This is a genomic window from Flavobacterium sp. UBA7682 (assembly GCF_002482945.1).
In the GTDB taxonomy this organism is placed as follows: Bacteria; Bacteroidota; Bacteroidia; order Flavobacteriales; family Flavobacteriaceae; genus Flavobacterium.
Genome location: NZ_DLGY01000050.1, coordinates 110233 through 114656 on the forward strand (window position 1 = coordinate 110233; position 4424 = coordinate 114656).

Annotated in this window: 7 protein-coding genes; all 7 read right to left on the reverse strand. The window is 32.9% G+C overall.

The annotated features are described in order from the left end of the window. Positions 1-474: 474 nt before the first annotated feature. The gene (locus tag B3C16_RS15880; protein ID WP_291133261.1) at positions 475-1011 is read right to left on the reverse strand and encodes a hypothetical protein; all 537 of its coding nucleotides are present in this window, start codon (positions 1009-1011) and stop codon (positions 475-477) included. 150 nt (positions 1012-1161) lie between these two features. Continuing rightward, positions 1162-1455: a hypothetical protein gene (locus tag B3C16_RS15885; RefSeq protein ID WP_291133263.1), complete on the reverse strand. Its 294-nt coding sequence runs from the start codon at positions 1453-1455 to the stop codon at positions 1162-1164. 182 nt (positions 1456-1637) lie between these two features. After that, complete coding sequence (locus tag B3C16_RS15890) at positions 1638-1988, reverse strand: hypothetical protein (RefSeq protein ID WP_291133265.1); 351 nt, start codon at positions 1986-1988, stop codon at positions 1638-1640. 172 nt (positions 1989-2160) lie between these two features. Further along, positions 2161-2409: a hypothetical protein gene (locus B3C16_RS15895; protein ID WP_291133267.1), complete on the reverse strand. Its 249-nt coding sequence runs from the start codon at positions 2407-2409 to the stop codon at positions 2161-2163. Between the two features lie 8 nt (positions 2410-2417). Then, positions 2418-2621 (reverse strand): hypothetical protein, encoded by a 204-nt coding sequence (locus B3C16_RS15900; RefSeq protein WP_291133269.1) that lies wholly within the window; start codon positions 2619-2621, stop codon positions 2418-2420. A gap of 163 nt (positions 2622-2784) precedes the next feature. Beyond that, positions 2785-3312 (reverse strand): SLATT domain-containing protein, encoded by a 528-nt coding sequence (locus B3C16_RS15905; RefSeq protein WP_291133271.1) that lies wholly within the window; start codon positions 3310-3312, stop codon positions 2785-2787. Next, entirely contained in the window at positions 3309-4211 is a 903-nt protein-coding gene (locus tag B3C16_RS15910; RefSeq protein ID WP_291133273.1) for a hypothetical protein, read from the reverse strand. Before B3C16_RS15910 ends, B3C16_RS15905 begins: the two co-directional genes overlap by 4 nt. Between the last annotated feature and the right edge of the window lie 213 nt (positions 4212-4424).

Consider the following 4424-nt stretch of genomic DNA (forward strand, 5'->3'; position numbering starts at 1 on the left):
CCAGCCATAATCACAAACTGCTGTTATACACCGGTGTTTTGAGTTTGATTGTCACGCAATATAACCACAAACACTTTCCACGAAAATTTTTTTTCATCTCACTTTTTCTGAAAATACTTCATTATTCTCAAAAAAAATTCGAGCTGCGCTCGTAATTTATCTTCTAAACCGTCGCGATTTTCGGCAACTTTTTCCGCAAACATTTTCAGGTTTCTATTTTCGACGCAAACTTTTTCCGTAACATTTTCAGCGCAACAAATTCTAGTCTAAATTTCCATTTCTGTTTTCGCAAACTTGGCAAATAGGAGTGAAGTTTAATGAAAAAGTTCTCGTCAGGAAAACACTGGTGTATAACGTGCCGCCGCTTGGTAGTCGTGGCGACTTTTTAAATAATTAGTTGTAAATATAATCAAATTTTGAACTTAGTACTTTCCGACTAAGAAATGCAAAACCAGCCATGCTACCAAACGGCTGTTAGCGACTGTTTCTGTTCGGTAACCATACATACCCTTTTTTATATGGTTCAAATTCCGGATATGCCATTGCTATTTTTTTGTACTCATCATTTGAAAGTATTAAACCGTCAAAATACCTTTTAGGGATATAATGTTCTTCGTCAAAATATAAAACATTAAAATCTCTCTCTCTAATTTCCCCTAAGCCGTAATTTGAAATATCTTCAACTATATCTTCATTCAATAAATAGTCTGCGGCCTCAAACTCATAAAAGGCTATATTATATTCTATTTCTAAATTTAAAACGATGTTATTGAGTTGGTTTCTAATTTCCTGAAAAAATGGATAAGAGAATAATTTTTCACTTTCAGCTATTTCCATACCTTCAGGATATATTCCTAAAATATATGTTTGCAGTTTTTCATTTTGCTCTACGTATTTTTTCAAACCAACAAATGTATTATCACTTAAAATTAAGCTATCAATTTCAGTCTCGCATTGCTCTGCAAGTTCTTTGTTTTTAAAACTTATGCCCATTGACCAAAAATATCCCATATTATCTCGTTAAGAAGAAATAGTCGCTAACGTGCCGCCGCTTGGTAGTCGTGGCGACTTTTATAATAATTAGTTGTAAATATAATCAAATTTTGAACTTAGTACTTTCCGGCTAAGAAATGCAAAACTAGCCATGCTACCAAACGGCTGTTATGCACTGTTTTTTAAACCTCTCCACAAAACTTCATCACTAATCATTAATCCGTCAAACTTTTCAAATTCTGTGAAGTCACATCCGAAATATTTCTGATGCGGTTTGCTTTTCAACCAAGTTAATTCATTTTCTTTTCCATCAAATATTAACTTATGATTTTGTCCATTGATTCGATAGGCGAGAATTCCACTTCCAAAACTGTATGGAAAATATTGAAACTCTTGCAATTCAAATTCTATTTTTGAAATTAATCTTGATTCAATATCTTTTCTAAACTCTTCGAAATCCATGTTTTATTATTTTCCTTTTTTCCAGCTTCCAAAAGACGTACTCGCTTATATTTTCGTCCCGAAAATAGTGCATAACGTGCCGCAGATTGTGATTGTGGCGTTCTTCACTCACTTGCGTTTTCAAATATAACTAAAATTTCAGTCAGCCGAGACATTTCTGACAAACCCAAAACCAGCCATAATCACAAACTGCTGTTACCGGCTGGCTTTGTACCTTTCCGATATACTTCATTATCAAATTCAACAACGCTTTCAAAGTTTTCATTCCAAACTCTAAATTTTATCTGTCCATACAAAAGTTTGATTTCTGTATATGCTTCAGATTGATTTACTTCTTTTGACTCGCTTCTATTGATTACAAAGTAAAGTTTTTCACAGTTAAAATTTGAGTCAAATATTTTTTCGAAATCTTTTTCGGCAATATTTTCAGGATTCAAGTATAACCATTCAGTTTGAGAATCTATTTTAGGTTTTATCCAATGAATTCCATTCAAATACGTTTTGTCAGACTCGTAAATTATTCTTGATTCCATTGGGTTTTTTTGCAGATTTTTGTGAGCTTGCCGGTAACGTTCCGACGCTTCTCGTCAGTTGCGAAGTTCGGAACTGCGTACTTTCTGCTAAAATAAGATTTTCCAGCGGAAAATCAACAACCGGCTTAAGTAAAATTCGCAATTGCGAGAAACGGCTGTTATAAGCCGTTTTTTATTTTAACCTTAATTGAGTTTCTATTTGATTTTCGCCGCAACCATGATTTTCAATACTGCCATCGACTTCTATTCCCTGAGTTTTATTGTAAAGAGTTTCTCCACCCAAACTTTCCAAGTTTCCAGTCACAATATCTCCAACTGATAAACCCTCATCAAAATCTTCAAAAATTGTAAAGTTGTTAGTTTCAACTTCAATAGCGCACAATCCGTTGCGTGAATTTACATATTTTACGATACCTTTCATAATCTAAATTATTTTCTATTTTCGGTTAATAGTTTTTCTAACTCGTCAACTTTTTTCAAAAACTCGTCATCTTCCATATAAAACAACTTCGGATTAGTTTCTTCAGTTCGAGTGATTCCCATGATTAATTGTCCAAGTCTAAAATCTGGATTTTCAAGCCACAATTTTTCTAATCTTTCAATAATCGGTTTTATTCTTTCAATGTCTCTCATGATTAGCGAGGTTTTAAAATGGCTTATAACGTGCCGCCGCTTCTCGTCAGTTGCGAACTGCGGAACTGCGTACTTTCTGCTAAAATAAGATTTTCCAGCGGAAAATCAACAACCGGCTTAAGCAAAATTCGCAATTGCGAGAAACGGCTGTTAGCCGTTGTTTTTATTGGTTAGGAAGAAAACCTAATTCTTCGGGATATTTATTCAATGACTTTACTCTCTTTTTTCCTTTGTCAAAATTGCTTGGTGAAACATTTAAGTATTCCATGTTTTCCCATTCTTTTCTAATTGATTCTATCTTTTGATTTAGTTCATACTCCATTAAATTTCCAGTTAGCACAGGTTCAATTTTGTGTCTAAGCTTTTCGTAATTATTCCCCAACTTTCTATGCGCTTCAGATTTTTCTCCGGGTTTTAGAAAGGTTTGTAAACCAGTCAATATTGCAACAATAGTTGTCAGGAGAGGAATCATAAATTCGTGTTTAAATATGAAAGGCAATTTATTGAAAGTTTCAGCTTCAATTCCAGGAAATCTATATGAACAAGCAATTAGCGTTGATAATGCAAATGCTGAAATTCCTATGACTTTCTCTCTATTAGACCAATAAATTGATTGATAGATATTGGCATACTCGAGTTGATGAATTTTCCTCATCCAATCAAGTATCATTTTTCTTTTTTCGTCAGTCATTTTAAATTAGTTTGTTTATTCTCAATTTTTTCTAATAAATATTTTGGGTCTATATGCATTCTTCTATTTATTTCGGACTCTTTTTGTTCAGCTGGACCGACAACATATGAAGTGTCTACCATACCATTTTTTGCTGTGAAACAAAAGAAAGTTGCTGATAGACCATCTTCATCTTCAGTTCCTGAATTATGATAATTAGCTGCTTTGATCTGGTAAGAACCACCACTCATATATACTTCGTGACTAATTTGGTTAGGCATAACATAGATGTTATCATTACTGGCTGTTGATGTGTGTTGGTTAATTTGACTTAATGTTTTGTTATAGTTTATAGTAAATCTAATGTAAGGTGTTTTGTCTTTAGATTCTGTGACAATATAGCGGTCATTAACAATTTTTCCAGTGATTATCCAACTATGAGCGTGAAATGAATGAGTATGAATTGAAAAATTAGTTGATGCATTTTGGTCAATATATTTCTCTAGTGATTTGTCCCAAATGTGCAATCGAATAAATTCAAACAGAGACATATTATTCGTGAACTTAAATAATGGAATAGAGAGAAAACCTTGTGAACCAATTGAAGAAATAGTGTCTTCACTAGGAATCATTCTTATAGATTCTGAAATATAACTCCAGCATTTTTTGAGATTGAGATTAATTTCTCTTTCTCTAGATTCTTGAATTAATAATATTCCTAAAATTCGTTTTGATACTGATGCTAAATATATATTTGATGTATTTTTCGCTAGCTTTTCCACTTTTGAAAAGTCAAGCAAGTTGTCTAGAAATAGAGTAGAAGGAAAATCGTCAATTGTGGGTAATTTTTCTTGGCAGTCTTCCGAGTAGCATAATTTTATACCATTTAAAAATTCTTCGAAATTTTCTAATTTAATCATAATTTTCTCTTTTGGTTAAAATAACGGCTAACGTGCCGCCGCTTGGTAGTCGTGGCGACTTTTTAAATTATTGTTGTAAATATAATCAATTTTTGAACTTAGTACTTTCCGTCTAAGAAATGCAAAACCAGCCATGCTACCAAACGGCTGTTATAGCCAGTTTTTATTTCACAAGCCTTTCCATTATCATTATCAGAATTATTATTCCGATTA

What these genes read in the sequence shown, in the direction of transcription:
- B3C16_RS15880 (WP_291133261.1), bottom strand. Translation starts at nt 1,011, where the DNA reads ATGGGATATTTTTGGTCAATGGGCATAAGTTTTAAAAACAAAGAACTT.
- B3C16_RS15885 (WP_291133263.1), bottom strand. Translation starts at nt 1,455, where the DNA reads ATGGATTTCGAAGAGTTTAGAAAAGATATTGAATCAAGATTAATTTCA.
- B3C16_RS15890 (WP_291133265.1), bottom strand. Translation starts at nt 1,988, where the DNA reads ATGGAATCAAGAATAATTTACGAGTCTGACAAAACGTATTTGAATGGA.
- B3C16_RS15895 (WP_291133267.1), bottom strand. Translation starts at nt 2,409, where the DNA reads ATGAAAGGTATCGTAAAATATGTAAATTCACGCAACGGATTGTGCGCT.
- B3C16_RS15900 (WP_291133269.1), bottom strand. Translation starts at nt 2,621, where the DNA reads ATGAGAGACATTGAAAGAATAAAACCGATTATTGAAAGATTAGAAAAA.
- B3C16_RS15905 (WP_291133271.1), bottom strand. Translation starts at nt 3,312, where the DNA reads ATGACTGACGAAAAAAGAAAAATGATACTTGATTGGATGAGGAAAATT.
- B3C16_RS15910 (WP_291133273.1), bottom strand. Translation starts at nt 4,211, where the DNA reads ATGATTAAATTAGAAAATTTCGAAGAATTTTTAAATGGTATAAAATTA.